Annotated in this window: 26 protein-coding genes; 14 read left to right on the forward strand and 12 right to left on the reverse strand. The window is 57.1% G+C overall.

The genetic code is table 11. The features are described 5' to 3' along the window. The first annotated feature begins 6 nt into the window (after positions 1–6). The 5 genes from L1P08_RS01625 to L1P08_RS01645 all read left to right on the forward strand — a co-directional run bounded on the left by L1P08_RS01625 (position 7) and on the right by L1P08_RS01645 (position 5,102). Positions 7–1,527, forward strand: a complete 1,521-nt coding sequence (locus L1P08_RS01625) for a tripartite tricarboxylate transporter permease (protein ID WP_303618273.1) — start codon at positions 7–9, stop codon at positions 1,525–1,527. 86 nt (positions 1,528–1,613) lie between these two features. Further along, positions 1,614–2,993 carry an MmgE/PrpD family protein gene (locus L1P08_RS01630; protein ID WP_303618274.1) on the forward strand — a complete coding sequence of 460 codons (1,380 nt, stop codon included), beginning with the start codon at positions 1,614–1,616 and terminating at the stop codon, positions 2,991–2,993. Between the two features lie 118 nt (positions 2,994–3,111). Then, a complete protein-coding gene (locus L1P08_RS01635) occupies positions 3,112–3,981 on the forward strand; it encodes a fumarate hydratase (RefSeq protein ID WP_303618275.1) in 870 nt (289 codons plus the stop codon). After that, positions 3,974–4,624, forward strand: a complete 651-nt coding sequence (locus tag L1P08_RS01640) for a fumarate hydratase C-terminal domain-containing protein (RefSeq protein WP_303618276.1) — start codon at positions 3,974–3,976, stop codon at positions 4,622–4,624. The genes L1P08_RS01635 and L1P08_RS01640 overlap by 8 nt, the downstream gene beginning before the upstream one ends. Before the next feature lie 28 nt (positions 4,625–4,652). Beyond that, positions 4,653–5,102 (forward strand): MaoC family dehydratase, encoded by a 450-nt coding sequence (locus tag L1P08_RS01645; protein WP_303618277.1) that lies wholly within the window; start codon positions 4,653–4,655, stop codon positions 5,100–5,102. Between the two features lie 376 nt (positions 5,103–5,478). Here the strand turns inward: L1P08_RS01645 and L1P08_RS01650 are convergent, their stop codons facing one another. The 6 genes from L1P08_RS01650 to L1P08_RS01675 form a co-directional block, all read right to left on the reverse strand. Continuing rightward, positions 5,479–6,231: an SDR family NAD(P)-dependent oxidoreductase gene (locus L1P08_RS01650; RefSeq protein ID WP_303618278.1), complete on the reverse strand. Its 753-nt coding sequence runs from the start codon at positions 6,229–6,231 to the stop codon at positions 5,479–5,481. Continuing rightward, on the reverse strand, positions 6,224–7,765 hold the full coding sequence (locus L1P08_RS01655) for a class I adenylate-forming enzyme family protein (protein ID WP_303618279.1): 1,542 nt from the start codon (positions 7,763–7,765) through the stop codon (positions 6,224–6,226). The genes L1P08_RS01650 and L1P08_RS01655 overlap by 8 nt, the downstream gene beginning before the upstream one ends. Then, positions 7,762–8,220 (reverse strand): MaoC family dehydratase, encoded by a 459-nt coding sequence (locus tag L1P08_RS01660; RefSeq protein ID WP_303618280.1) that lies wholly within the window; start codon positions 8,218–8,220, stop codon positions 7,762–7,764. Before L1P08_RS01660 ends, L1P08_RS01655 begins: the two co-directional genes overlap by 4 nt. Then, positions 8,220–9,257: an NAD(P)H-quinone oxidoreductase gene (locus L1P08_RS01665; RefSeq protein WP_303618281.1), complete on the reverse strand. Its 1,038-nt coding sequence runs from the start codon at positions 9,255–9,257 to the stop codon at positions 8,220–8,222. Before L1P08_RS01665 ends, L1P08_RS01660 begins: the two co-directional genes overlap by 1 nt. 24 nt (positions 9,258–9,281) lie before the next feature. Then, positions 9,282–10,268: a fumarylacetoacetate hydrolase family protein gene (locus L1P08_RS01670; protein ID WP_303618282.1), complete on the reverse strand. Its 987-nt coding sequence runs from the start codon at positions 10,266–10,268 to the stop codon at positions 9,282–9,284. A gap of 113 nt (positions 10,269–10,381) precedes the next feature. Further along, positions 10,382–11,323 carry a DUF6282 family protein gene (locus tag L1P08_RS01675; RefSeq protein ID WP_303618283.1) on the reverse strand — a complete coding sequence of 314 codons (942 nt, stop codon included), beginning with the start codon at positions 11,321–11,323 and terminating at the stop codon, positions 10,382–10,384. Between the two features lie 134 nt (positions 11,324–11,457). Between L1P08_RS01675 and L1P08_RS01680 the strand changes: the two genes are divergently transcribed. After that, a complete protein-coding gene (locus tag L1P08_RS01680) occupies positions 11,458–12,207 on the forward strand; it encodes a helix-turn-helix domain-containing protein (RefSeq protein ID WP_303618284.1) in 750 nt (249 codons plus the stop codon). 135 nt (positions 12,208–12,342) lie between these two features. Here L1P08_RS01680 and L1P08_RS01685 read toward each other — a convergent pair whose 3' ends face one another. The 5 genes from L1P08_RS01685 to L1P08_RS01705 all read right to left on the reverse strand — a co-directional run bounded on the left by L1P08_RS01685 (position 12,343) and on the right by L1P08_RS01705 (position 17,265). Next, positions 12,343–12,930: a DJ-1/PfpI family protein gene (locus L1P08_RS01685; RefSeq protein WP_303618285.1), complete on the reverse strand. Its 588-nt coding sequence runs from the start codon at positions 12,928–12,930 to the stop codon at positions 12,343–12,345. A gap of 64 nt (positions 12,931–12,994) precedes the next feature. After that, positions 12,995–13,948 carry a substrate-binding domain-containing protein gene (locus tag L1P08_RS01690; RefSeq protein WP_303618286.1) on the reverse strand — a complete coding sequence of 318 codons (954 nt, stop codon included), beginning with the start codon at positions 13,946–13,948 and terminating at the stop codon, positions 12,995–12,997. A 56-nt stretch (positions 13,949–14,004) separates the two neighbouring features. After that, on the reverse strand, positions 14,005–15,000 hold the full coding sequence (locus L1P08_RS01695; RefSeq protein WP_303618287.1) for an ABC transporter permease: 996 nt from the start codon (positions 14,998–15,000) through the stop codon (positions 14,005–14,007). Beyond that, positions 14,993–16,564, reverse strand: coding sequence for a sugar ABC transporter ATP-binding protein (locus tag L1P08_RS01700; protein WP_438268427.1), 1,572 nt, complete (start codon positions 16,562–16,564; stop codon positions 14,993–14,995). Before L1P08_RS01700 ends, L1P08_RS01695 begins: the two co-directional genes overlap by 8 nt. After that, positions 16,561–17,265 carry a GntR family transcriptional regulator gene (locus tag L1P08_RS01705; RefSeq protein WP_438268428.1) on the reverse strand — a complete coding sequence of 235 codons (705 nt, stop codon included), beginning with the start codon at positions 17,263–17,265 and terminating at the stop codon, positions 16,561–16,563. The genes L1P08_RS01700 and L1P08_RS01705 overlap by 4 nt, the downstream gene beginning before the upstream one ends. Before the next feature lie 77 nt (positions 17,266–17,342). On the opposite strand from L1P08_RS01705, the gene L1P08_RS01710 reads away from it, so the two are divergent. The 4 genes from L1P08_RS01710 to L1P08_RS01725 are packed head-to-tail and all read left to right on the forward strand — an operon-like array spanning position 17,343 to position 21,897. After that, complete coding sequence (locus tag L1P08_RS01710; protein ID WP_303618288.1) at positions 17,343–18,380, forward strand: Ldh family oxidoreductase; 1,038 nt, start codon at positions 17,343–17,345, stop codon at positions 18,378–18,380. Next, positions 18,367–19,596 (forward strand): iron-containing alcohol dehydrogenase, encoded by a 1,230-nt coding sequence (locus L1P08_RS01715; protein ID WP_303618289.1) that lies wholly within the window; start codon positions 18,367–18,369, stop codon positions 19,594–19,596. The genes L1P08_RS01710 and L1P08_RS01715 overlap by 14 nt, the downstream gene beginning before the upstream one ends. Positions 19,597–19,609: 13 nt before the next feature. Further along, positions 19,610–21,085, forward strand: a complete 1,476-nt coding sequence (locus tag L1P08_RS01720) for an NAD-dependent succinate-semialdehyde dehydrogenase (RefSeq protein ID WP_303618290.1) — start codon at positions 19,610–19,612, stop codon at positions 21,083–21,085. A gap of 35 nt (positions 21,086–21,120) precedes the next feature. Then, positions 21,121–21,897: an alpha/beta hydrolase gene (locus L1P08_RS01725; protein WP_303618291.1), complete on the forward strand. Its 777-nt coding sequence runs from the start codon at positions 21,121–21,123 to the stop codon at positions 21,895–21,897. 18 nt (positions 21,898–21,915) lie between these two features. Here L1P08_RS01725 and L1P08_RS01730 read toward each other — a convergent pair whose 3' ends face one another. Further along, positions 21,916–22,875, reverse strand: coding sequence for a LysR family transcriptional regulator (locus tag L1P08_RS01730; RefSeq protein WP_303618292.1), 960 nt, complete (start codon positions 22,873–22,875; stop codon positions 21,916–21,918). A gap of 117 nt (positions 22,876–22,992) precedes the next feature. Here L1P08_RS01730 and L1P08_RS01735 point away from each other — a divergent pair, with 117 nt between their 5' ends. Genes L1P08_RS01735 through araD1 form a run of 4 tightly spaced genes read left to right on the forward strand, consistent with a single transcriptional unit; the run spans position 22,993 to position 26,872 of the window. Next, the gene (locus L1P08_RS01735) at positions 22,993–23,526 is read left to right on the forward strand and encodes a TRAP transporter small permease (protein WP_303618293.1); all 534 of its coding nucleotides are present in this window, start codon (positions 22,993–22,995) and stop codon (positions 23,524–23,526) included. After that, positions 23,523–24,800 carry a TRAP transporter large permease gene (locus L1P08_RS01740; RefSeq protein WP_303618294.1) on the forward strand — a complete coding sequence of 426 codons (1,278 nt, stop codon included), beginning with the start codon at positions 23,523–23,525 and terminating at the stop codon, positions 24,798–24,800. The genes L1P08_RS01735 and L1P08_RS01740 overlap by 4 nt, the downstream gene beginning before the upstream one ends. A gap of 29 nt (positions 24,801–24,829) precedes the next feature. Then, entirely contained in the window at positions 24,830–25,816 is a 987-nt protein-coding gene (locus L1P08_RS01745) for a TRAP transporter substrate-binding protein (protein ID WP_303618295.1), read from the forward strand. A gap of 57 nt (positions 25,817–25,873) precedes the next feature. After that, positions 25,874–26,872, forward strand: coding sequence for an AraD1 family protein (araD1, locus tag L1P08_RS01750; RefSeq protein ID WP_438268447.1), 999 nt, complete (start codon positions 25,874–25,876; stop codon positions 26,870–26,872). Positions 26,873–26,900: the final 28 nt, after the last annotated feature.

Genomic DNA, 26,900 nt, shown 5'->3' on the forward strand with positions numbered 1-26,900 from the left:
AACTAAATGTTTGATCTGGGATCAATCCTCCTGGCGATGAGTGACGCCTTTACCATCACCAATATTCTTTTCATTATCGCCGGTGTGGCAATAGGCCAGATCGTCGGGGCTATACCTGGCTTGTCCATTCTCATGGCGCTGGCGATCGCTATTCCGCTTACCTACACGCTGGACACGCTAACGGCGATTGCCTTCCTGATCAGTGTGAACAAGGGGGGTACGGTTGGCGGTGCCATTCCAGCCATTCTTATCAATACACCCGGCACCCCTGAATCTGCGGCGACAGCGCTTGATGGCCACCCGATGGCGAAGAACGGCAAGCCGATGAAGGCGATGAAATATTCGCTCTATTATTCGGTTTTCGGTGACCTTTCGAGCGACATCGTGTTGATAACAGTCGCCGCGCCGCTCGCTTTGGTGGCCTTGCGCATGGGGCCAATCGAGATCACGGCGTTGATGATCCTGGCTTTCACCATCATTACCGGACTGGTGGGATCCTCGATGATAAAGGGATTGATGGCTGCAGCGCTGGGGTTCTTGTTCGCCTCGGTGGGGCTGGATCCGGCGCAGGGCACACCACGTTTCACTTTCGGTATGCTCGATCTTTATGACGGACTGCCGTTGACGGCAATGTCGATCGGGCTGCTCGCGGTGAGTGAGGTGTTTGTGCAAATCTCACGCACAACCCGTTTGACGAGCACAGCCGCCCCGATCAGAGTGAGATCTGATGATCCTGAGGATCAGCGGGTTTCGATGGCGGAACTACTTGCGAACAAATATGTCGCCATTCGCGCCTGGGCTATCGGTACCGTAATCGGGGCTATTCCGGGCCTTGGGTCTGCAACGGCCGGCTTTTTGAGCTACTCAATCACCAAACAGAGCGCCAAGGACCCGGAGTCTTTTGGCAAAGGCGATCCGCGAGGAATCGCCGCTTCTGAGGCAGCAAATTCGGCTGTGGTGGGGGCAAACCTTATTCCACTGCTGACGCTTGGCATTCCGGGAAACATTGCAGCGGCCTTGCTGGTCAGTGCTTTCATTATCCATGGCGTGCAACCCGGGCCTTTGTTGTTCGAGGAGCAGGGGCGGCTGATTTACGGCATGTTCGGCGCCATGCTGATCGCCAATTTTGCCAATCTGGGGGTAGGGCAGTTCGGCATGCGTCTTTGGAGCGCGGCGATTTCTGCGCCCAATTCCGTGATCTACCCCGCAGCGTTGCTGCTGTGCATGACCGGTAGCTATGTCACCGCTGGCGGCCTTTTCGGGGTTTATATCATGCTGGCCTTCGCGGTTATGGGCTATTTCATGCGCTTGTTCGGCCTGTCGATTGTTGCATTCATAATCGGCTACGTTCTGACCCCGGAACTTGAATCCAAACTGGTACAGTCCATGCTGATCTCGCGCGGGGACCCGGCGGTGATATTGCAGCATCCCATTGCCCTGGGGCTGCTCGTTTTAGCTGTGGCATCAGTTATTTATCTCGGCCCACGCAAGAACCGCACACCCTCAACCGCTGAAACGGCGGGCTAGGTTCTGAGCGACAAGAATAATGGCGTACGGGTCGATAATTTAGATCCGTATGCTTTTCCCATACTCGTGCCGGAGGGCTATTTTGAATGCCAAGTGAAAGCGAAAAACTGGCCAGATGGCTGCGGAACGTTTCACTCACCGATGTCGGCGATGATGTGATTACCAACACGAAACTGCGCATCCTTGACCATGTCGGCGTCATGTTTGGTACCAGTGATCATGACACTGTTCTTGGTGCTGCCAATGCGACCGATCTGGTGGACGGCGGTGGTGCGTATCATGACATGGCGCATCAGCGTAAAATGGGACTGGCATCTGCGGCGCTGGTGAACGGGGCCATGGCGTCGGTGCTTGAGTTTGACGATACGCATATTCAGAGCAATATCCACCCCACCGGTGTGGTCCTCTCAGCGCTTTTGCCACTGTGCCAGAAGCGGGTTGTGACGGGCCGGGAGCTGATAAATGCTGTGCTTGTGGGGAGCGAATTATTGTGCCGAATAGGGTTGGTTTCACCCGTTCGACTGCACGAGGTGGGTTTTCACCCCACCGCAGTATACGGCACGTTTGGCGCGATTTATGCGATTGCCATGCTGGAGGGGCTTGATGAGGAAACGATTGTCAACGCGATTGGCCTTGCCGGTAGCCTGACCTCGGGGTCGATCAGTGCGTTTGAGGATGGAACCTCTGCAAAAGTCCTGCATGTCGGTTTGTCGGCAGCGTCGGCATTGCGGGCCGTTGCCCTTGCAAAACAAGGCATTACGGGTCCGCGCAAAATTTATGAAGGCAAGTTTGGCCTGTTTCGAAGCTATGTGCAGAGCGCTCCGGATTTCAGGTTTGAGGCGCTTTACAAAGATCTCGGCAGTGAATGGGAAGTGTTGAGCATTGCGTCAAAGCAATATCCTTGTGCCTACACACTTTTGCCATTCATCCGTTGTGCGCTGGACCTTCGCGATGCCCATGAAATGGCGCTCGATCAGATTGAAGAGATCCGCTGTGAAATCATGGAGCGCTCGTTCAACACTGTGTGTGTGCCGGTCGAAGACAAAAGACGTCCAAAATCGACGTGGCACGGGCGTATTAGTTTGCAGCACACAGTTGCCGAAGCGCTGGTGCGGCGCAAGATGGACAAGCATGCCTATGCCCCGGACTGCCTGGCTGACCCCTTGATAAACAGCCTGGCTGACAAGGTGCGTTACTATCCTGACCCCATCGCCAGTGCGGACCTGACACGATCAAGGGCACGTGTGACGCTTAAATTCAAGGACGGAAGCGAAATCGCCCATGCAGTTGTCGATATGCCCGGCACGCGCGGCAATCCGCTTGGCACTGAAGCCTATCTCGAAAAATTCGACCAGAACGTAGACGGCGTTTTAAGTTCTGTCGCTGCGACGGCGCTCAAGGAAAAACTTCTCAACCTTGAGGCGGTGGATGATGTCGAGGCGCTATTTTCTGGGTTGCGACACTAGCGTCCCTGGCGTTTTGGAATGGGGCGTTTCATTGCACGGAATGATTGGCTCTCGATGTTTGTCGTGCCCGTGAAGGCAACGTAGAGGTGAGTGACAGAGAGCGAGGGGAGCGTCTGAATTGCCGATCACCTATGACGTTATCAGGCAGGCCGCTTGCGACCTTTACGGATGGTCACTCAAAAAGGTGCCCGACGATACGCTCGACGCGCTGGCAGCAGCGCGCCTGACGGAAACCAACCCCACCTCCCAGCGCACGCTCGATTTCATGCAGGCGGCGGCGCGGGCTGCCGAGAGCGAAGACCGGCACGCCTGTTCGGACGCGGGCTTTCCCACTTATTTCGTCAAGATCGGCACCAAGCTGACGCTGGACGGGGATATCCGCCGCGCCTTTGTCGATGGCTTTGCCGAACTGGTCGATACGATCCAGCCGCCGATCCTCAAATTCATCACCCATCCGCTGACCATGGAGCGGAGTTACAAGGGCAAGGACATGCCGATTGTCTCCTTCGATGTGATCGACGGGGCAGATTACATGGAAATCACCTGTTCGCCCAAGGCGCTCGGGTCGGGCCGCTGGGCGGATCTGAAGATTTTCAGCTATCCCAAGATTGCGGAAATCGAGGCCTATTTCATGGAATGCGTGCTGGCTGCCGGCTCGCAGCATTGTCCACCGGTGATTATCGGCATGGGCATTGGCGGTTCGTTCGATCATGCGGCGAAAATGGCCAAGCAGGCGACCCTGCGCAAGATCGGCTCCAAACATGCCGACCCGATGATCGCCGAGATGGAAGAGCGCCTGCTGGTCGCCGTCAACAAGACCGGCTTTGGCCCCATGGGCACCGGGGGCGACACCACGGCCCTGGCGGTGCATGTGGATTACGCCCATGGGCACGGCTTTGTGCCGGTCGCTGTGTGCTTTAACTGCTGGATAAACCGGCGCACCGCCGTGCGCATCGACAATGACGGAAAGGTGACCCGCCTTGAATAGCGCTGAGACAGAACCCTTGCGCCTGACATTGCCGCTATCGGTTGATGTGGCCCGCTCGCTCAAGGTCGGTGATATGGTGCTGCTCGACGGCGAGGTGACCGTCACGGCAGGCTTTGTCACCCATGAACGCATGATCGCGGCGCTGGCCAAGGGCGAGCCGCTGCCGATTGATTTGCGCGGGCAAGCCTTTTTCCACATGGGCAGCAATTGCCGTGAAGAGAACGGCAAATGGCTGCCCAATTACGTCAATCCAACCACTTCGACCCGGTTTAACGCCTTCATGCCGACCCTGATCCGGGAGCTGGGACTGACATCGGTCGGCGGCAAGGGCGGTATGGGCGCTGAATGTGTTGCCGCCTTGAAAGAAATGGGCTGCGTCTATTTCTCCATGCCGGGCGGCGCGTCGCCGCTGTTGAGCAATGGCGCGGAGGAACGGCTTGAGACCGGCTGGGACGATCTGATCGAACAGTTCCGCCTGTCGCGTTACAGGCTCAATGGGTTCGGGCCGGTGACGGTCGCGATAGATGCCCATGGCAATAGTCTTTATGAGGATTTGCAGCAGGCCGCCGTCAGCCGCTTGCCCGATATTCTCAAAGAGCTCGAAGCCACACGGCTGGCGTCGAGCACCAACAGCACCCGCTGAACCAACCTTTTATATTCCGGAGAATTGAATGCCCCGCTTCCTTGAAGACTTTGAGATTGGCGAGACCTGGGTCAGCAAAAGCGTCGAGATGACCGAGGCGGATATCATCGCCTATGCGCTGCAAAACGATCCCCAGCCCATGCATACCGATCCGGTCGCGGCGGCAGCCGGGCGGTTCGGCACCGTCATTGCCAGCGGCTGGCAGATCGCGGCGCTCTCCATGCGGCTGTTCATCGAGAGCGGCGGTTATGGCGATACGCCGGTTGTGGGGCTCGGGATTGACGAATTGCGCTGGCGCAAGCCGGTGCGTCCGGGTGATGTGCTGACGGTCACCCGCGAGGTGATTTCAGCGGAACGCTCAAAAAGCCGCCCCGAATTCGGGGTGATCGGCACAAAGGTCACGGTGTCCAACCAGAAGGACGAAACCGTGATGACCCTTGTCAGCAAGGGCCAGGTGCCGGCGCGTTCAACCGAATAGCTCTACACCGTCATTGCGAGCGCCAAAGGCGCGTGGCAATCCAGAAACTGTATGAAGGCCTGTTCTGCTTCCGTCGCTAAGGGGCGCATCTGAGCATGCGGCATGCTCCCTTTTCCCTCCCCTTGATGGGGAGGGTGGCCCGGTGTAGCCGGGTCGGGTGGGGTGGAGCCACACGTTCGGTATTGGCGGATAGCTTGTAGTTTCCTTGTTTGGCCCTTCGGGCCGACCCCCACCCTTGATCCCTCCCCACAAGGGGGAGGGAGAAGAAGTGAGCGCGCGGCAATCCAGAGCGGCTCAGCGCGTGTGGCTCAGGATCGCCACGGCGCTTTCGCGCCTCGCGATGGGGAAGGGTGTTTCCAGCAAAAATTGACAGGCTCTAGAGGTGCCGGCCTTCATCGACGGTAATGATCAGGCCGGTGCTGCTGGTCAAATCGACAATAGAGGCCACAATCGCGCGGGCGACATCATCGGCCGAGGTGATCTTTTTGAGCGGCACCTGCGCTGCCGTGGCCTCAAGCTGCGCCCGTGTGCGCCCCGCGACAAATTCGGTATCCACCCCTGCAGGCGAGATCGAGAACACGCGGATCGTTGGGGCCAGCACCTTGGCCAGCCCGATGGTGAGCGTGTCGAGCCCGCCCTTTGCAGCGCAATAGGCAAGGCTGCTGCCCACACCCTTTTGGGCGGCGAGCGAGGACACATTGACGATGGCGGCATTTGTGCCCTTGTCGAGCAGAGGCCGCATGGCGCGGATGACTGCAAACGGTCCGCGCAGATTGACCGCCACCACATTGTCGAAAATGTCGTCGGTCAGCTGATCGAGTTCGTTGAGCGGCACCGGCTTTGTATTGCCACCGCTATTGACCAGCGCGTCGAGCTTGCCGAATTGCCGGGTGATGGTCTCGGCAGCCGCTGTAATGCTGGCCGTATCTTCAAGGGCAATGCGTAAGGCCAGATGGCCGCTGCCCGCCATTTCCGCCACCAGCGCTTCGGCGGCGTCCTGATTGGAGTGATAGCCAACAATCACGCTTGTGCCGCGCTGGGCCAGCCGCAGGGCCGTGGCGCGGCCAATGCCGCTGCTGCCGCCAGTGATCAGGGCGACGTCGGGGCCGTTCTCATGATGCTCAGCCATTGGCATCCTCCCAATAGGCTTTTTTCAGGTCCTGCTTGAGCACCTTGCCGACGGCATTGCGCGGCAGTTCAGGGCGTACTTCAATGGCCGAAGCGCGTTGCATCTTGCCCAGACGGCTATTGAGCCAGGCCAATATGTCATCCGGCGTAATCTCTGCTCCGGGTTTGGCGACCACCAGACCCAGCGGGGTTTCACCCCATTTTTCGCTCGGAATGCCGATGACGGTGGCGTCGGCGATGTCGGGGTGCTGCAGCAGCTTTTCCTCAAGGTCCGAGGCATAGATATTGAAGCCGCCCGAGATGATGACATCCTTCTTGCGGTCAACAAGGGTCAAAAACCCGTCGCTGTCGAAAACGCCGATGTCGCCGGTGCGGTGATAGAGCACGCCAGTCTTGTCGCGCCAGTAAAACGCGTCATTCGCCGCTTCGTTGCGGAAATAGCCCGACATCATCATGGCCGAACGGCCGATGATCTCGCCGCGTTCGCCAGTCGGCACATCGTTTCCAGCCTCGTCGATCACCCTGATATCATTGCCGCTTGCCGGCTTGCCCACCGTATGGGCTTTTTCGGGAAAGGCTGCGACATCGAGAATGCAGGTACAGCCGCCTTCGGTCAGGCCATAGACTTCGAGAAAACGCCCCGGCCAGTCATGGGCGATACGCTTTTTGTCGGCGGGCGCAATCGGCGCGCCGGTGGATTGCTTGATTTTGAAATGGCTGAGGTCGCGGCTGGCAAAACCTGGGGCTGCCAGAATGCGCTGATATTGCACCGGCACCAGCATGGTATGGGTCGCGGTGAATTTCTCGGCCAGTTCGAGATAACCCTCGGCATCGAATTTGGGCATCATCACCACGCGCGCGCCATGGCAGAGGGCCGAGAGCATCGGCATCAGGGTGGTGTTAGAATAAAGTGGGGTTGCCAGCAGCATGGTGCTGTCCGGCCCGAGGCCGAACAGGCTGCGGGCAGCCTGCCGGTAGCGCATGGCATGGGGCTGGACAATGCCCTTGGCCTTGCCGGTCGTGCCGGAGCTGTAGATGATATTGAACGGGGTGTCGGCGGGCACCTGCAGCGGGGCTTCCAGCGGGGTGGCACCGGCAACAAGGTTTGCCATGTCGTCCGTGCCAAGACGCACAGCGCGGAGATCCGCTTTGAGAAATGGCTGCAGGTTATCGAGATATTTGCCATCGGCAAAAATCAGGCTGGGCGCGCAATCGCTGACCATGCCCGCCAGGGCCTCTGGATGGGCTGAAGTCTGCAAGGGCACCGCGCATTTGCCCGCGGCAACGATCGCCAGATAGGCAATCACCAGATCTAGGCTGACATCGCCGAGCAGCACCACGCGCGCACCGATTTCGGGCGATTGGGCATAAAGTGCACCGGCCAGCGCCAGCGTCCGGCGGCGCAGCGCGCTCCAGCTTGTCTCTGTGTCACCGCAGATCAGGGCAATGTCATCGGGGCGCAGCAGGGCATGGGCGAGAATGGTCGCCAGCAGCTGGGCTTCGGCGTCCGGGGCGTGTTCTTGTGTTGCAGTCATGGATTTTCAATCAGCAGGATGTTCTGAGCGACGAGGGCAGGCTTTTCAGTGCCCTCGATCTCGATTTCGAGATCAAATACCAGCCGCGCGCCCAGCGCATGTCCGGTGGCGTCCACCAGCGACTGTTTCAGGCGAATGCGGCTTTCCACCGGCACCGGCAGAATGAACCGCACGCGATCATAGCCATAATTAAGGCCCTTGCCGCGCTGGCGGATGGCGTAGATTTCGCGCTGCAAGGCCGGCACCAGCGCCAGCAGGTAAAGGCCATGCACAATAGTGCGGCCCCGGGGCATATCGCTTTTTGCCCGCTCCACATCAATGTGGATCCAGTGGTCATCGCCAGAAAGCTCGGCGAAATCATCGATTTCCTTTTGGGTGATGGTGCGCCATTCAGAGGCACCGAGCACCTGACCGGCATGGTTTTTGAGGTCAAGCGGGCGATCTACGGTCAGCATCAGGACTGCCCGTGGCCCGTGCCGGGCACCGTCTCGGCCAGATCGGCGTCAACGGCCATGACCACTTTGCCGATCTGCTCGTTGCGGTCCAATATGGCATGCGCCTTGCGCACTTCGCTAAAGGGCAGAATGGCGTGAATACGGGTGGTGATGCGGCCCGCTTCAATCAGCGGCCAGACTTCCTTGACCAGCGCCTCGGCCACGCGGCCTTTATAGACCGGGCTTTGCGGGCGGATGGTCGAACCCGACAGGAAGAGACGGCGGCGGACGATCTGGCGGACATTCACTTCCGCCGTTTCGCCCTGATGGCTGGCAATCAGCACCAGCCGGCCGTCATATTTCAACAGGTCGAGCTGCTTCTGGGTATTGGGACCCGCCTGGGCGTCAAGGATGACGTCAACGCCTTGCTTGCTGGTCAGTCCCATGATTTCCCCGGTCCAGTCACCGCGATAATCTACCGCTGCTTCGGCACCGATATCGCAGCATATCTGGCGTTTGGTCTCACTGCCGGCGGTAGCAAAAACACGCGCATTGCGCAATTGCCGGGCAATCTGGATGGCTGCCATGCCGACACCACTGGTGCCACCCTGAACGAAAAGGGATTCGCCTTCGGCCAGCCGACCGCCCCAGATGACATTGTTCCAGGCGGTGAAAAACGCCTCGGGCAGGGAGGCCGCTTCAATGAAACTGCTGCCCTTGGGGATGGGCATGCATTGCACTGCTGGTACGGCGCAATACTCGGCATAACCGCCGCCATTGGTCAGCGCACACACGGCGTCGCCAACAGCGAGATGCGTGACCTCGCTGCCGGTTTCGGCGACAATGCCAGAAATATCGAGGCCGGGTATGGGCGATGCATTGGGCGGGGGCGGATAAAGCCCGCGCCGCTGCTGAATGTCGGGCCGGTTGATGCTGGCGGCAACAACGCGGACCACAACTTCATGGGGGCCGGGTTGTGGCCTGTTCTGGTCCGCGAAGTGCAAGACTTCAGGACCACCAGCACCAATTATTTCAACCACCTGCATCACATCACCCATTTTCAAAACCCGAATTCTACGCGCCTATTTTTCCCAGTCATGCACAATCGGGTTGGACAAGTGGCCCAAGCCTTCGATTTCAATGTCGAGCTTACCCGTGAGCTGGTGCAGATTGACAGACCTGTGGCCCCTCGGAAACTTGCCGACGCCCTTGGCAGAGGTGCCAAAGCAGATCACATCACCGGCCTCAAGCGTAAAGTACTGGCTGGCTTCGGCCACGACTTCTTCAACCTTGAAACGATAGCTGGAGGTGGAATCAACCGCGAAAGGTTCGCCATCGAGCCAGCCTTTGACTTCGAGATTATTGGGGTCCTTGACCTCGTCCGCCGTGGTCAGCCACGGGCCCATCGGCCCGAACGTGTCGGTCGCCTTGGAGCGGGTGTGATAGACGAAATAAACGTCGTGATCGTCTTCGCCATGCAGGTTGCGCCAGGCGAGGTGATGGGGACGGATCATGTCCGCCTCGCGGGTGGTGGCAATGGAGTCCATGCCGAACTTCATGCCATGCGAGGTGACGTCATTGATGATCGAATAGCCGAAAATCGCGTCACGGGCTTCAGCGACGGTGATCTTGCGGCAGCGCTTGCCGATAACGGCGGCGAGCTCAAGTTCGGGAATGGTCTCACCAAAATGCTCTTCCATGATGATCGGCTTGTTATGGCCGGTCAGGCTGGAGGGGGCTTTGAGGAAGAAATTGGGCACGCCGGGATCGACATGGGCTGATTTGCGAATGCCCATATTGTTGAAGGCGACGCCCAGAATCTTGGAGGGCCGGGTTTGCGGGGCGCACCAATCCAGCGTTTCGGGATCCAATGGGGACGCTTCTCCCTGATCCATTGCCTGCTTCAGACGCTTGCGTTCTTCTTGGGCACCGTCGATCAGGTCCTGCATGGATTTGGGTGCCTCGCCGAGGCCCGCGCTTTGGTAGAGTTCGGTCAGCAAGACGGCGGAATCGCCTTTCTTCGCGACAAGCGCTGGCTTGCCCTGACTGATTATGGTGCCGAGTTTCATAGTGTTTCCTTTGACATGTGTCTCAAATCAGGCTCGAGCCAGCTGGTTAGGCCCGCAGTTTGGGACGCGGGCTTTGAGAAGGGAGATAATGCGCTGCTGCGCAAACAATGGCTTCAGCGTGCGCCGGTATCCAAGCCGACCAGCCGGGCAGGGTTGTCGCGCACCATCAGGCGGACATCAGCTTCGCTATAGCCCAGGGCCAGGCAAAGCTTGATTGCCTGCCGCATGCCCTCGACAGGGGAAGGGTTGTCGACTTGCCCCAGATCGGAGCCAATCGACGTATTTGCAACTCCGGCGGCGTCGATATGTTCTTTAAGTTCGGTCGGTGTGAAAACGTTGAACCTTGAATCAACATACAAGCAGGCTGATTGTTCGATCTGTGCGCCGAAATCTGCAAATTCCCGGATGTCTTCGTAGGTGAAATGCAAGCCATACATTGGATGGTTGATAAGCAAGCGTTTGATGCCACGCTTTTTTGCTTCGGTAAAAAGTGTCCATATTTCGGAAACGTGCAAATGGCCAGACGAAAGGATCGCGTCGAACTCGGCAATTGAGTCGAGGATTTCCTTGACCTCGTCGAGCAGCTCGCCATAGGCGTCGATCACTGTAATTCCCGGGGATTTTTTTAGCTGAACGTTCGAGGCCAGTCGCGATTTGCGATGTGAGCTGCGAATGTGGTTTGCCGACTGTGCAGTTGGCATCCAGATCAGTTTTGCGCCCATTTTCAGTTGAGCGTCGACGACGAATGGATCCAACCCGCCGGTGGAATTGTTGAGAACCAGGCCCCCGTACATAGCAACGTTATGCTTGCCCAGAACGCGGTCCATTATGGGCAGGAACGGCGCGACGGAATAATGATGATCCTTGAACAGAATGCCGCGCATACCTGCTGCGGCCGCCTGTTCCACAGCTTCGAAATGATCGAGCTGTCTGGACATGGTCGACGGGCCGGAATGAACGTGAAGATCGAGCGCACCCTGCATCAGCCCGTCGACAACCGCATCATCAATACCAGCGATCATTGCGCGGACCTGGGCCCGGTTTTCTTCAGACATTATTGGCCTCCTTGTTTAACCTGCTTTTTGACATAGAGCTTGACGCGGGAAGGGGACAACGTATCTAAGAGGGCGTTTCGTTAGGTGGAACGAGAGGAGCGGCGCCCATGGGGGTTAGAGCGGTGGAACGCGCAATGCGCATTTTGCAGGAACTGAATCTGCAGCCCTATACGTCCATTGCGCGTCTGCATGCGCGCACAGGGCTGCCCAAGCCCACACTGGTGCGCATTCTGAAAACCCTTGAGGAATCGGGCTTCGTTGAGAATGATCAACGCCTGGGTGGATACCAGGTCAGTGCGCAGGTCAGCTCGCTGAGTTCAGGGTTTCACAAGGAGCCGATGGTGGTGGAAGCGGGCCGTGCCTGGGCCATCGCGGTGACGCGCAAGCATCAATGGCCGGTTTCGATTTCGCTTCTTGACCGTGATGCGGTTGTCGTGCGGTTCAGCACGGTGCCGGACAGCTCGATGTCGCCGTTTCACGCTACAGTAAACATGCGCTTGCCGCTTATTACGCGCGGTATGGGATTGGCCTATCTGGCATTTACCTCGGAGGAGCAATTTGCGCTGATCATTGATATCCTCCGGAGTACGAACGATCCTGAGGATGCGATGGCACATCATCCGCGCGAGCTCATGAAGCTGGTCGATCATGTCAAAGAGGTCGGTTATGCGACCCGGGCGCGCCATGTTGAGCCCACCAATTCAAATACGATTGCTGTGCCCATCATCAATGGTGAGGGGCGCGTGATGGCCAGTTTGGGACTCACTTATTTCACGTCAGCATTCAAATCACAGGCAGAGGCGTGCGAGCGCTATGTGCCCGTGCTCCAACTGGCGGCATCCGAAATCACCCAGGATTTGGCGCGGCTTTCGCAAACGCTTTAATTTCGATGCGGGTGTGAGGGCGCGTTAGCGGGCCTGTCGGCATTTTCACGACGGGCCGTGTTGAGAACAGGGCACTATTACCTGAGACGACACAAAAAGATTGGGCCCGAAGAGCGCGCCTCGGGCCCAGATCGGTCAATCGAGCACAATCTTTGTGCCAAGAACATTCAGGCATTCCCGAATGAAAGCTGCCAAGGCGGTCCAGCCTTTTGCGGATACCATCTTGCCGTCAACCAGAGCTTCGGTTGGTGAAAGATCAACATAAGTGCCGCCTGCCAGAATGACTTCCGGCTCGCAGGCACCCAGTGCGCCGACGCGTTTGCCGCGGACCACGCCGTCGACTGCGATCAGGATCTGAACACCGTGACAGATGGTGAAGATCGGCTTGTCGTTCTCATGAAAATGACGAACCATATCCTGCACGCGCTTGTCCGTGCGGATATATTCGGGACCACGTCCGCCGGCGGCATAGACCGCGTCATACTCATCAAGATTGACCTCGGAAAAGGTCTTGTTGAGCTGGAAATAGTGACCCATTTTTTCGGTATAGGTCTGGTGACCTTCGAAATCGTGGAGCGAGGTTGCGATCATCTGGCCCGCCTTTTTGTCGGGACATACGACGTGGACGATGTGGCCGACGGCTTCCATCGCCTGCTGGTAAACGTAGATTTCGTACTCTTCGGTGAACTCGCCGACGAGCATCAGGATTTTCTTGGCGGGCATAATCTATCTCCAGAAATAAATAGTGTGAGAGGGGCGGGCTACAGAGCAGCCCGCCCGTAATCGATCAGAACGGCGAGTCCGGGAAATAGAACTCGTCGGCATTGTCCATAGTGATCAGAGGCGCATCGAGGATCAACTCACCCCGTACCGGTGCCTGACCGTTGAGATTGGAAGCGGTCAGATACATGGCGGTTTTGATCATTGAAGGCGGGTATGGGGTCGAGACCGGGGTGCGGGGATCACCGGCACGAACCATTTCCACGATATCAACCATGCCGTTGGCACCGAGCGCGAAACGAATATCATCGCGACCTGCCTGGTCGATGGCTTCGAGCACGCCGAGCAACATGTCGTCGTCATTGGCCCAAACCGCATCGATATGCGAGTATTTCGCAAGGTAATCCTGCATCAGGTTGAATGCTTCGTCGCGGTTCCAGTTGGCGTACTGCACGTCGAGGATATTGATGCCCGTGTCCTTAAGCGCATCCTGGAACCCCTGGATGCGTTCGTCATCGATAACGGTGGGAATGCCGCGAAGCACCACCACATCGCCTTCACCGCCAAGCTGTTCTGCCAGCCAGTCTGCGGTATTGGCACCCACGGCGACATTGTCGCCAGCAACGTAGAGATCCTGAATGCTGGTATCGGTGAGACCACGATCAACAACTGTCACAAAGGTGCCGGCTTTCTTGACGGTTTCAACCGGTCCTGTCAGTTCCTCTGAAGTGAACGGCAGGATTACCAGCGCATCAGGATCGCGCGAGGCTTGCAGATCTTCAAGTGCACCAACCTGGGCGATGGCCGAAGGCGAGGTGTTTACGATCACGTCGATATTGGGAAAAGCCTCACGGATTTCCGCGGCAGCTGCTTCAGCGTGATAGACCACACCGCCAGTCCAGCCATGTGTTGCAGCCGGAATGGAAACTACCATGACCTTCTGCGCCTCTTGGGCAAAGACCGGTGCCGCCGCGGCGACCGCCGCGATGCTGAGCACCGTGAGTATGCTCGAATTCTTCATTGATTGTCCTCCCTAAGTGATGAGCCAAGCGTTATGGTGGAAGTCATGTGGCTCGATCATGACCGCCGTGAGAACCTCTGGATCAGCATGGCGACAATTATGATGACGCCCTGAACTGCTGCTACGAGGTATTCGGAAATGAAGTCGGAAAGCACCATCAGGTTGGCGATCATCTCGAGGATGACTGCCCCAGCGATTGTGCCCCAGATATGGCCTTTGCCGCCGCGAAGTGCCGTTCCGCCAATGACAACTGCAGTGATTACCTGAAGCTCCCAAAGAAGGCCTGTGGTCGGTGTTGCCGCACCCAGACGGGGGACATAGCAGATCGCTGCAATGGCCACGCAAACGCCCTGGATGACAAACGCGGTTGTGCGGATTTTTGTGATCGAGATGCCCGAGAAGCGCGCGACTTCCTCGTTGGCCCCGACGGCGGCGCACCGGCGGCCATACTTGGTCTTGTAGAGAATGAATGCGCCAAGACCGGCAACGATTGCGCAAATGACGATGGGAATGGGTATCCCCAGTACATTTCCAAAGTATATCGGACGGAATGGATCGCGCAGGCTGCGGTCGATGGGAATTGTGCCGCCGTTGGACATGAAAGTGATGAACGCGCGGAAGATGCCCATGGTGCCGAGCGTGACAATGAACGGCTCTATCCGGCCAATCGTCACGATAAGGCCGTTGAACAGTCCGCAAAGAGCGCCGACGCAGATCACCAGAGCGATGCCTGCAATAATGGCATTTGCCCCGAGACTGGGCACCAGCATGTTCATGAACATGATCATGATGCCGGCGACAAAGGCCGTCATGGCGCCCACGGACAGGTCCAACCCACCTGACGAAATGACGAATGTTGCACCGACAGCGATGATTGCGATGAAGGTCGACCGTGTGAGCACATTGGAGATATTTGTCGCCGACATGAAGTCGGGATTAATCAGAACGCCAATTACCGCCAGGACCAGCAGGGCGATGAAAGGGCCCAAATCCACCCAATTGATGCGTTTAATGATCGACTCTTGCTGCGGAGCGGCGATGGTATCAGTCACGTCGTAATTCCTCTCTCGTATCTGCAGATCCGCCATTGCTGGTGGCGGCCAGAACGACTGCGTCTTCGGTGATCTGGTCACCAGTGAGCTCTGTTGTGATGCGTCCGCTGCGCATAACCAGTACCCGGTCACACAGGCCGACGAGTTCCTGGAGTTCCGAGGAGATCACCACACAAGCCTTGCCCGCACTGACAAGCTTGTCGATGAAAGCGTAAATCTGTTTCTTGTTGCCGATGTCGATGCCGCGTGTGGGCTCGTCGATGATGACGACATCGGGGTCGAGCATCATAATTTTGGCAAGCAAAAGCTTCTGCTGATTGCCGCCGGAAAGCTGCCCTGCCGTCAGCTTCTGACTGCGCACGCGAATATCGTAATTTCCGACTGCCTGACCGAGTTCTTGGTTTTCCAGCCGTTCATCGGTGTAAAGTTTGCGATACACAGACGACAGTGCAGACAGCACCAGATTGGGTGCGAGCCGTTCGTTTAAAAGAAGGCCTTTTCCCTTGCGATCCTCGGTGAGGTAACCGATGCCCAACTCCATCGCGTCGGCGACGGATTCGATTTTGACCGGTTTTCCGCGAACCTTGACGCTTTCGGCGTGCGCGGGCCGAAGGTTCAATAGCCCCTCGAAGACTTCGGTTCGCCCTGCGCCCATCATGCCGCCAAAGCCGAGGACTTCGCCGGGTCTCACACTAAAGGAGATGTCATTCGCTGTTCCGGGAACCTGCAGTCCCTCGACTTCAAGAAGTGGCGGCTGATCTGATATTCCGCGCTTGGGTGGGTAGAGCATGGAAAGCTCACGCCCGACCATCATTCGCGCCATATCTTCCTGGGTGAGTTCTTTGGCGGAATGTGTCCCGATCTTCTCTCCGTCACGCAATACCGTGATGGTGTCGGCGAGCGCCTGAACCTCGTCGAGGCGGTGCGAAATATAAAGAACGGCAACATTCCGCGCACGCAGGGCGCGCACGATATCCAGCACAGCTTCCACTTCATTAGCGGTGAGCACTGCCGTAGGCTCGTCGAAAATCACAAGCCGATGGTCTTCAAGCAAAGCGCGGGCGATCTGCACGAGTTGCCGTTGAGCGATGGGCAGGGCGCGTACCAGGTCGCGAGGCGCGGCGGTTGAGCCGAGTTCTGCCAACTTTTCCCGCGCAATCGCTTCCATTCTTGCGTTGTCGATTATTCCGTTTCGGGTCAACTCGCGGCCCATGAACAGGTTTTCGGCAACGGTCAGGTCATCCGCCAACAGGATTTCCTGATGAACCAGCGCAATGCCCGCATGTTCTGCGTCTGCAGGTCTGGAAAACGTTGCTGTCTGGCCCGATAACTGAATTGAGCCGGTCGTGGGGGCAACATGCCCGGAAATCAATCTCATCAAGGTCGATTTTCCGGCGCCGTTCTCACCAATGATCGCATGGACCTCGCCGGGGTGAATATCGAGTGTCACATCCTGCAGCACCTTGATGGGGCCGTAATTTTTGCCCAGGCCGGCAAGGTGCATCAACGGAGCTGACTGGCTGCCAGCGCTGTTTGCTGTGTCAATTCTGGCGATTGCAGTCATTCGAACACCGGCAGAATTCTGTCGCGGGACCGTTCGATGTGAATATGCATCGCCCGGGCGGCAGCGTCGGGGTCGCGATGCTCGAAAGCGGAAATAATCGCTTCGTGCTCCGCCAGGGCTTCCTCGGTAACGCGCGAATGGAAGAACAGGCGGAAGATGTGGAAATGGACATGTTGATGGGCGAGCGTGTCGCGTATCAGCTGATTGCCGGCCTCTTTGAGAATCAGGTCATGAAATATGGCGTCCTGCCGGGCAAACTCGGAATAACGCGCCCGCTCATCGGTTTTTTTGCTTCGTGCAGCCATAACGCCAGCCGCTTCGGTAAGCTCAAGAAGGCTTGTTTCGTTCAAGTTCGCGACCAGACGACGGGCGGCGTCAGGCTCAAGAAGCAGGCGAAGTTCGTAAAGCTCCGAGAATTGCGCACGGGTCAATTGCGGCGCGGCGCTGTACCCCATGAGGTGGGTCTTGATCACAAGACCTTCTCCTTCAAGACGCCCTAAAGCCTCCCGAATCGGGGTTTGGGAAACGCCAAACTCGCGGGCGAGTGTGTCCACAGTAATGCGCGACCCGGGCGGGATTTTCAGCGCCATCAGGTCAGAGAAAATCGTGTCGTAGATCTCGTTTGCCAGCCCTGTCGGTCGCCGGATAGGGCGAGCTGCCGGTTCGTTTGCTGCGGTGGTGGATGTGTGTTCGTGCGCCATGTTTGCCCCTTGACATTCACTGACTTCTAGCACGATAGTTTGAGATATGCAATCCGATATCATATAGGATTTTGAAAATGAACATAACGGCAGCTCAGGCCCTGTCGCTTGCGACACGGCTGCTCGAAGACAAAGGGGTTATGCATGCGCACGCCCGTTTGCAGGCCGAGCTGCTTGTCGAGGCTGAGTTGCGCGGCCACCCTTCGCATGGGTTGCAGAGGCTGCCGCGTTTGCTGTTGCGTCTGGAGCGGGGGTTGGCCGTTCCCAATATTAGCGGCGCCCAGCAATGGACGGGGCCGGCTTTTCTTTCGGTCGATGGTGACGCGGGGTTAGGGCCGGTTGTGGCTTATGCAGCAATTGAGGCGCTTGTTGCCCGTGTTGAACAGACAGGCGTCGCCGTTGCCGGCGTGAGGGATGCAAATCATCTCGGCATGCTGGCTCTTTATGCCGAATCTATTGCCCGGCGCGGGCTGATTGGCATTGTTCTCACGAGTAGCGAGGCGCTTGTTCATCCATATGGTGGTGACAGGGCGATGCTGGGGACCAACCCCATCGCCATCGGCATACCGACTTCGGCTGAGCCTTATGTTCTCGATATGGCGACCAGTATCGTGTCCATGGGTAAAATTCACGCCCATGCCCTGAAGGGTGAGCCAATTCCACAAGGATGGGCGCTGGATAGTCGTGGTGCGCCCACCACTGATGCTGAAAAAGCCAAGCTGGGGTCGATTGCGCCATTTGGCGGCGCCAAGGGTTATGGGCTTGGGCTGGGATTTGAGCTCCTCATTGCCAGTCTTGCCGGCGTGCCGCCCGCACCCAGCGTTCGCGGTACGCTCGATGCAGACCATCGTGCAAACAAAGGCGATGTCTTTATCGTCATCAAACCCGGTGGCGGGGAGACTGCGGCAGTAATTTCTCAATATCTCGATGCAGTGCGTAACAGCAATGCGCGAGATGAGGGGGGTGTTGCAATTCCCGGTGATGGTTCCCGGCAACGCAGACAACACGCAATAAGCGCGGGCTTTGAGGTCGAGCCCCGCCTTTGGGAGGAACTCGTCGCAGCGGGTTCACATATTCCGGCCTCAGTTAGGAAACCGGATCATGAATATGTTTAGTGCCCTGCGGGCACCAAGGGAGATTGTTTTTGGGGCAGGGCAGAGGGCTTGCCTTGCGGCAATCGCACAACAATTGGGTAAGCGGGCGCTTGTCTGCTCAGACGCGCGGCTTGCCGCCGAGCCGGTATTTGAGGAGATTATAAGCTCGTTGCGTTCAAGCGGCATGGTTGTTGAAATTGAGTCCGGTGTGCTGCCAGACGTGCCTGTTGACTCCTGTCTGGCTTCTGCAGAGCGCGCGCGCAGTTTTGCGCCTGATGTCGTGATCGGCGTTGGTGGCGGCAGTTGTATAGATCACGCCAAGTGTGTTGCCTTGCTGCTCAAGCATGGGGGTGAGCCCCAGGACTATTACGGTGAGTTCAAGGTTCCGGGACCGGTTCTGCCGATCATTGCCATTCCGACAACTGCGGGTACCGGGTCGGAAGTAACCCCTGTGGCCGTTCTGTCCGATGCGGGCCGTTTGATGAAGGTTGGAATATCCAGCCCTCATCTTATTCCGGCGGCTGCGATATGTGATCCTGAACTGACGGTGACCTGCCCGAAAGGTTTGACGGCTGCGGCCGGTGCCGACGCGCTGACCCACGCTATAGAAGCGTTTACGGCCATCAGGCGCGCGCCGGTTGTCGGCATGGCGCAAGAACGCGTGTTTATCGGCAAGACGGCGATAACTGACCATTTTGCGCGACTGGCAATCCAGACGCTTTTTTCGAATCTTGAGCGTGCATATACGCAGGGCGATGATCTTGCCGCGCGTGAGCAGGTTATGCTTGGCGCGCTTATGGCGGGTCTTGCTTTCGGCACCGCTGGAACGGCGGCTGCCCACGCGATTCAGTATCCTGTCGGCGCGGCTACCCATACCGCTCATGGCGACGGTGTTGCGTGTGTGCTGCCTTATGTCATGCGGTTCAATTTAGAGGCAACGCCTGACGTCTTCGCTGAAATCGGTCGCATGATCGGATTGCAGGGAAATGAGGATATCGAGCTTGGCAAGAAGGCTGTTGATGCTGTTGCCAAGCTGTTTGCTGCCGTCGGCATTCCATCCAGCCTCAAGGCTCTTGGGCTGGCTGAAGACAAACTTGAATGGGCCGGCGACCAGGCTCTCGGTGTTTCGCGTCTTATCGACAATAACCCCAGACAGATCGATGCCGCAGCTATGACGGCACTGATGCGTGCTGCCTACGAGGGCGATTTCGCGCCGATTGAATCTGTTACGACTTAGGAGTTTCTTTTAAATGTCTTCTGCAACTGCCCAATCATCATCTCGTTCCGGGAACCTGGATTGCTCGTCTTATGCGCGGGGGCTCTATATCAATGGCAAATGGCTGCCGGGAAAGGGCATTCCTGTTACCGACCCCTCTTCAGGCAATGTCATTGCTGAAGTGGCAGACGGCTCGGTCGACGATGCACGTGCGGCTGTCGACGCGGCAGCCGCAGCTGCTGGCGGTTGGCGGGCGACATCGCCGCGAAACCGTGCCCAGATCCTATTGAAATGCTTCGACTTGATGATGCAACGTCAGGATGAGCTTGCCTATCTGATCTCACTCGAGAATGGGAAGTCTCTCGCCGATGCGCGCGGGGAGGTTGCTTATGCTGCCGAATTCTTCCGGTGGTACGCAGAAGAAGGGGTGCGTATATCCGGGGAATTCATGACGTCGCCAGGTGGCGGTAATCGCATTATCGTCGATTACGAACCCATTGGTATAGCTGTATTGATTACGCCCTGGAATTTTCCGGCGGCCATGGCCACGCGCAAGATTGCGCCGGCGCTCGCGGCTGGGTGTACAGTGGTGCTCAAGCCTGCCAGCGAGACGCCACTCACCGCCTATGCACTTGCGGCGCTTTATTCAGAAGCCGGTGTGCCTGACGGTGTGGTCAATGTTTTGACGACGACGAATCCCGGCACGGTCACTGCAGCAATGCTGAATGATTCCCGCGTGCGCAAACTTTCGTTTACAGGCTCGACCGGCGTGGGCCGTCTCTTGCTTGCGGAGGCTTCCAAGTCTGTTTTGAGTTGTTCCATGGAACTTGGTGGCAACGCGCCATTTATCGTTTTTGATGATGCCGATCTCGACGCCGCGCTTGACGGCGCCATGGTTGCGAAGATGCGTAATGGCGGTGAGGCGTGCACGGCGGCCAATCGTTTTCTGGTTCAGGATGGCATTTATGACCGGTTCGTCGCGGGGCTGACCGCGCGCATGAAGGCGCTCAAAGTCGGGCCGGGCACTGAACCCGATACCGAATGCGGACCGATGATTACCCGCAAGGCCATCGATAAAATAGAAGCGCTGGTTTCGGACGCGGTTGATCGGGGCGCCAAGGTGGAGCTGGGCGGTAAGGCTCTGGACCGGGAGGGATATTTTTATCCACCGACGGTTCTCAGCAATGTTTCGCATGACGCCGACATGGCAAAAGATGAAATCTTTGGCCCTGTGGCTGCTGTCTATCGCTTTGGCACCGCTGATGAGGCAGTTGCGATGGCCAATGATACCGAATACGGTCTGGCAGCCTATATTTATACTCAGGATATCCGCAAAGGCATGGCGATTTCGTCCCGAATAGAAACCGGCATGATTGGTCTCAATCGCGGATTGGTCTCAGATCCCGCAGGGCCGTTTGGTGGCACCAAGCAGAGTGGTCTCGGACGGGAAGGGTCACATCACGGCGTGATTGAATTCATGGAAGCCAAGTATATAGCGACTAGTCTTTGATGGCCGGGGCAGATCTCTTCAGGACTCGCGATCATGTGGCTGATTTTGATGGCTATGTGGCCGATTATCAGGCCCGAAGCCATCATGCCCGCGCGTCTCTGCGTCATTCGCTCAATCTTGCCTATGGAGAGGAAGAGGGCGCTCGCGTGGATCTTTTCTTTCCGGAAGATGCAGCGCCCGCCGCGCCCATCCACCTTTTTATCCATGGTGGATACTGGCGGATGTTTGACAAGTCTGACTTTTCGTTCGTCGCGGAGACTGTTTGTGCGGCGGGCGGCATTGCCGCGATCATGAATTATGACCTCATGCCTCGGGTGCGTATGGATGCTGTTGTCCGGCAGGTCCGGCAGTGCGCCAATTGGCTTGTCGAGCGGGCCAGCGCGTTTGGGGGCGACCCGGGAAAATTTACGGTGTCCGGCCATTCCGCAGGCGGCCATTTGAGCTATTTTCTTCTGACGGAAGATAGTCCTGTGCGCCCCAGTGACGTTCTCGCTTTGAGCGGCATCTATGATCTTTCTCCTTTGCGGCAGTCTTTTCTCCAGCCTGACCTGAAGTTTACTGATGACGAGATCACCCAGTTTTCACCGTTGAATCTGGCTAGTGACGGGTCGGCGGCGATGACCCTGATGGTGGGAGAAGCGGAGACCTCTCCTTTCCATCAGCAGGCAACAGCCTTGAGGCAAAGAATGCAGGAAGAGGGGTGTCGCGCATCGCATCAGGTCGTCGAGGGTGCAAACCATATGAGTATTGTTGCAGACCTCGGGCGGGCCGACACTATTCCGGGACGTTATCTGCGTGGCATGATTGCCTAGGCAATCTTTTCGGGCAGACTAGATGTTTTGTGGCGGGCGCGATATCTGGCTCGTATTTCGGGGCAGGTCTATCAGTTGCTGGCTGAGCAGGCGCGCTGCAGGCGACAGGCTGCGGTCCCGTCGCTGAACGAGATAATAGGGTTCGCTTCTGGCAGGAAGATCAACGGACAATATCGTGGTGGTTTGGGTGCGGCTGAGAACCTGAGCGACTTCGGTAGACAGAAGGGCTACGAAATCCGGATTTCGCTGCAGCAGCGATAATGTTGCAAAGGCGGACGTCGTTTCTATCAGTTCGGTGGGGAATCTTAGTCCCTGGGTCTGGAATTCCTGTTCAAGATAGCGCCGCATCGGCATGTTGGCGGCATAGACAATCCACGTGCTTGAGGCCAGGTCGCCAAGCCGCGCTTGTTTGCCAGTCAGAGGGTGGCCTGCGTTGGCGACAATCGCCAATTGTTCTTCCCAGATACGGCTGGCCAAATAGGCTTCGGGCCTAGCGCTCACACTCGTTCTGCAAATGGCGATTTCGATACGGCCGCTATCGAGCAAATCGAGCAGATGCGCGCTGGTGTCTTCAACCAGTTCAATGCGCATTGCAGGCTGCAATTCCAGCAGTTGCGTCAAATGATCAGTCAAAAGCGGCACAGCGCCCATGATTGTGCCCACTGCGAGTCTGCCCCCGTGACCATCAAGAATCCCTTCCATTTCTTCGCGAAGGTGCGCTAAATCCTGGTAGATCAAACGTGCATATCTGATGATGCAATGGCCAAGTTCGTTTGGTCTGAGGCCCCGGTTTGTCCGGACGAACAGGGCAGCGCCGACCGCTTCTTCCACTTCCTGTAGCGCTTTCGTTGCGCCGGGCTGACTAATTGCGACGCTTTCAGCAGCCTTTAGCAACGAACCGTGTTCATCTATCGCTATCAGTAGCCGGAAATGACGTAGCCGAAGGCGCGTAGCTATAGATTCCAGGCTGGGTATCATGGGTATTCCATATTGTTATACCGATATCGGGACTCTTCATTATACCGAGAACTCCGCACTGGCTAGATTCGTGACTGTGAAAAAGAGAGGGGTGTTTGAGCCCCCGGGGGGAAAGTTATGCCGAAACCGCTCGAGTGGCTTTTCAAGCTTTTCGAAGTTCTTGTCGTTTTAGGCATGAGCGTTATGGGCCTGATGGTCTTCTGGAACGTCGTGCTGCGTTACGGTTTCAATTCCGGCATACCCTTCTCCGTCGAAGTATCGCGTCTCATATTTGTCTGGATCGTTTTCCTCGGGTCGATCATTGCCTTGGCGCAAGGCATGCACATGAGTGTCGACTCGCTCGTGGCGCGTCTGCCGCGTCCGCTCCGCATTCTGTGCTTTCTTGTCAGTCACGGTCTGATGCTCTGGTGTTGCTGGCTTATCTGGCAGGGCAGTTGGGTGCAGACGCTGCTGAACTGGAAAAACAAAGCCCCCATTTCAGGAATTTCCGTAGGCACGATGTATGCAGCGGGACTGGTTGCTTCCGGATGTATGGCATTGGTCCTTCTAGTTAACCTTTGGCGGTCCCTGCGCGGCGATCTGCCACCCACATGGTCGGGCAAGGACCGGTTTGCGGACGAAACTACCGATATCCAGGAGAACCGGTCGTGACGGCAGTTGTTTTTCTGGTTTCGCTTTTCGGCGCCATTGGCATTGGCGTGCCTATAGCTTTTTCGCTGTTGGTCTGTGCCATCGCCATGATGTTGCTTATGGGCAATCTCGATGCCCAGATCATGGCACAAAAGCTTATCGATGGCGCGGATAGCTACCCTTTGATGGCTATTCCCTTTTTCCTGCTCGCTGGCGAGTTCATGAACGCGGGTGGGCTGTCACGGCGCATCGTCAATGTCGCCTTGGCGCTTTTTGGTCATTTCCGGGGTGGCCTCGGCTATGTGGTCATTGGTACCGGTCTGCTGCTGGCAAGCCTTTCTGGTTCCGCAATCGCTGACACGGCGACCCTCGCTGTGATGCTTATTCCCCTTATGCGCGAGGCTGGTTATCAGGTGGGCCGGTCGGCAGGTCTCATGGCGGCAACTGGTATTATCGCGCCGATTATTCCGCCTTCCGTAGGTTTCGTGGTGCTGGGCGTTACAGCCAATATATCCATCGTTCGCCTGTTCATGGCTGGCATCGTGCCCGGTTTGCTTATGGCATCGAGCCTGGTCATTGCGTGGTGGTTCATTTCCCGCCGCGATAACGTGACTGTTCTACCCAAGCAGTCCAGTCGCGAGGTCCGTAAGGCTTTTCGCGAGGCTATCTGGGCGCTGTTTCTGCCCTTGATCATCATTGGTGGTCTGCGTTTTGGTATCTTCACGCCAACGGAAGCCGGCGTGGTTGCCGCAGTCTATGCGCTTGCGATCAGTCTTCTGATTTATCGCGAGATGACGCCAAAGGCGCTTTATTACGCCATTTTGAACGCTGGTCGCATGACCGCCGTGATCATGATCCTTGTCGCTGCATCCATGGTGACTGCCTTTCTGATCACCATCGCCAGCTTGCCCGCGCAGCTCATGTCGGTTTTGAGTCCTTTCATGGGGTCGCCCATTCTCTTGATGGCGGTGATCGTGCTCACTGTCTTCGCTATCGGGATGGTGCTCGATTTTACGCCGGCAATTACAATTCTGGTTCCGGTGCTGTTGCCGATCATAAAGGCGGCAGGCATCGACCCGATCTATTTCGGCGTGATGTTCATCATGACAGCAGCGGTGGGCATGATTACGCCCCCCGTTGGCGCTGTTCTCAATACCGTTTGCGGTGTCAGCCGTATCAGCATGGATCAGGCTGTGAAGGGCGTATTGCCGTTCCTGCTCGCCGAAATCCTGGTGCTGGTTTTGCTCGTGCTGTTCCCAGCCATCGTCACTGTGCCCGCATCCTTGTTCAACTAGACCTATCAACCCAACGGAGGAGAATATTTATGAAGAAACTTTTGGCCGCATTGGCCGTGAGCACCATCCTTGGTGTCGCTTCGGCCGCATCAGCCCAGGAAGCCAAGTTGGGATATGTGCCCATCGAAGCGCATCCGGTCGGGCAGGGGTCGATCCGGTTCGCTGAACTGGTTGCTGAAAAGACCGAAGGCCGCGTTACCATCCAGACTTTTGGCAATGGCGTTCTGGGTAACGAGCCACAGATGCAGTCCTCGCTGCAAGGTGGATTTCTTGACGTCATGGTCGGCCCGACCTCCAACCTTGTTGGCACTATCCCGGAATTCCTGATCTTTGATCTGCCGTTCTTTTACGCTGACTTCAACGCTGTTGATGCGGTGATGGACGGTGCTGTGGGCGATGCACTTTTCGCCAAGCTCGACGATATGGGGCTTGTCGGCCTTGCCTATTGGGACAATGGCTTCCGTCACATGACCAACGCGATCCGGCCTATCAACACGGTTGAAGATATGGCTGGCCTTAAAATCCGCGTGATTCCGAACCCTTTGTTTATCAGCACGTTTGAAGCGGTTGGCACCAATCCTGTGCCGTTGCCTTATCCAGAGCTCTACAATGCGCTGGAAAGCCATACCGTTGATGCACAGGAAACCCCTGTGGGGCTGATCTATGCTTCGAAGTTCTATGAAGTGCAGGACCATCTCGCGCTGACCGGGCATGTTTATACGCCTTACGTGCTGCTGGCGAGCAAGCGCTGGTTCGATGGTTTGTCCGAGCAAGATCAGCAACTCGTTCTGGAAGCTGCCCAGGAGTCTGCTGAATACCAACGCTCCCTTTCACGCGATGACGCCGACCGTCTGACAGGCTTGCTGCAGGAAGAAGGTATGGAAGTAACGCGTCTCTCTGAAGAAGAAATGGCCAAGCTGCGCGATGCAGTGGCTCCGGTCGTGGCTGAATTCTCAGAAACGATCGGCGTCGATCTGGTCGAACAGGCGCGTGCTGATATGGCCGCCGCCAAATAAACCCAATAGGGGCCGGGCAGGGTCCGGCCCCTAACTTTGAAGACGACAGGAGTAAAAATGCGTCTAATTCAGTTCGAAACCACTAATGGCAAGCGTGCGGTGGGTGTTGTATCGCCCGATGGCATCGCGCAGATCAACGATGTCGCGTCAACGCGCGACCTGGCGCTTGACGCAATCCGCCACAAGCAAAAGATTGTGGATCGCGTTGCAGTCCTTGGTACTGGTGAGATCCATGATTATGACGCGCTTATCGAGGCAGGCCGCGTGCTCGCGCCGCTCGATCATCCGGATACCGCGCATTGCATCATCGCCGGTACCGGCCTTACGCATATCGGTAGTGCCGCCTCGCGCAGCAAAATGCACGAATCCACGGCCGATGCCGATGAGGCTGAGCTCAATGATACAATGAAGATGTTCAAATGGGGCGTTGAGGGTGGCAAGCCGGACAATGGTGGCCCGGGCGTTCAGCCAGAATGGTTTTACAAAGGGGATGGTTCGATCATCGCGCGTCCAGGCGCCGACCTGCCGGTTCCCAGCTTTGCAGATGATGAAGGCGAGGAGCCCGAGGTTGTGGGGCTGTATGTGATCGGTGACGATGCAGTGCCCTATCGCGTGGGTTTTGCGATTGGCAACGAAGCGACTGACCATGTCATGGAAAAGAAGAACTATCTGTATCTGGCACACTCAAAGTTGCGGTGTTGCTCTTACGGTCCTGAACTGCGCGTCGGCGATTTGCCGTCTAACGTTGAAGGGACCGCGCGTATCCGGCGTGATGGCGAAGTGATCTGGGAAAAGCCGTTCCCGACCGGGGAAGACAACATGTCCCACTCGATCGCCAACCTTGAATATCATCACTTCAAGTACAACCAGTTCCTCAATCCTGGCGATGTGCATGTTCAGTTTCTCGGTACATCGGTCGCGTCATTCGCTGACGGGGTTGTGACCAAAGATGGCGACGTTTTTGAGATCGATATCCCTGAGTTTGGTCGTCCGCTGATCAATGGGACACGGCGCGTGGAAGAAACCGTCAAAATGGCTTCGATTAAGGCGCTATAGTGCTTTGCTCACTGGAGTGAATACTGCT

Source organism: Mariluticola halotolerans (assembly GCF_021611515.1).
GTDB classification, from domain to species: Bacteria; Pseudomonadota; Alphaproteobacteria; order Rhizobiales; family Devosiaceae; genus Mariluticola; species Mariluticola halotolerans.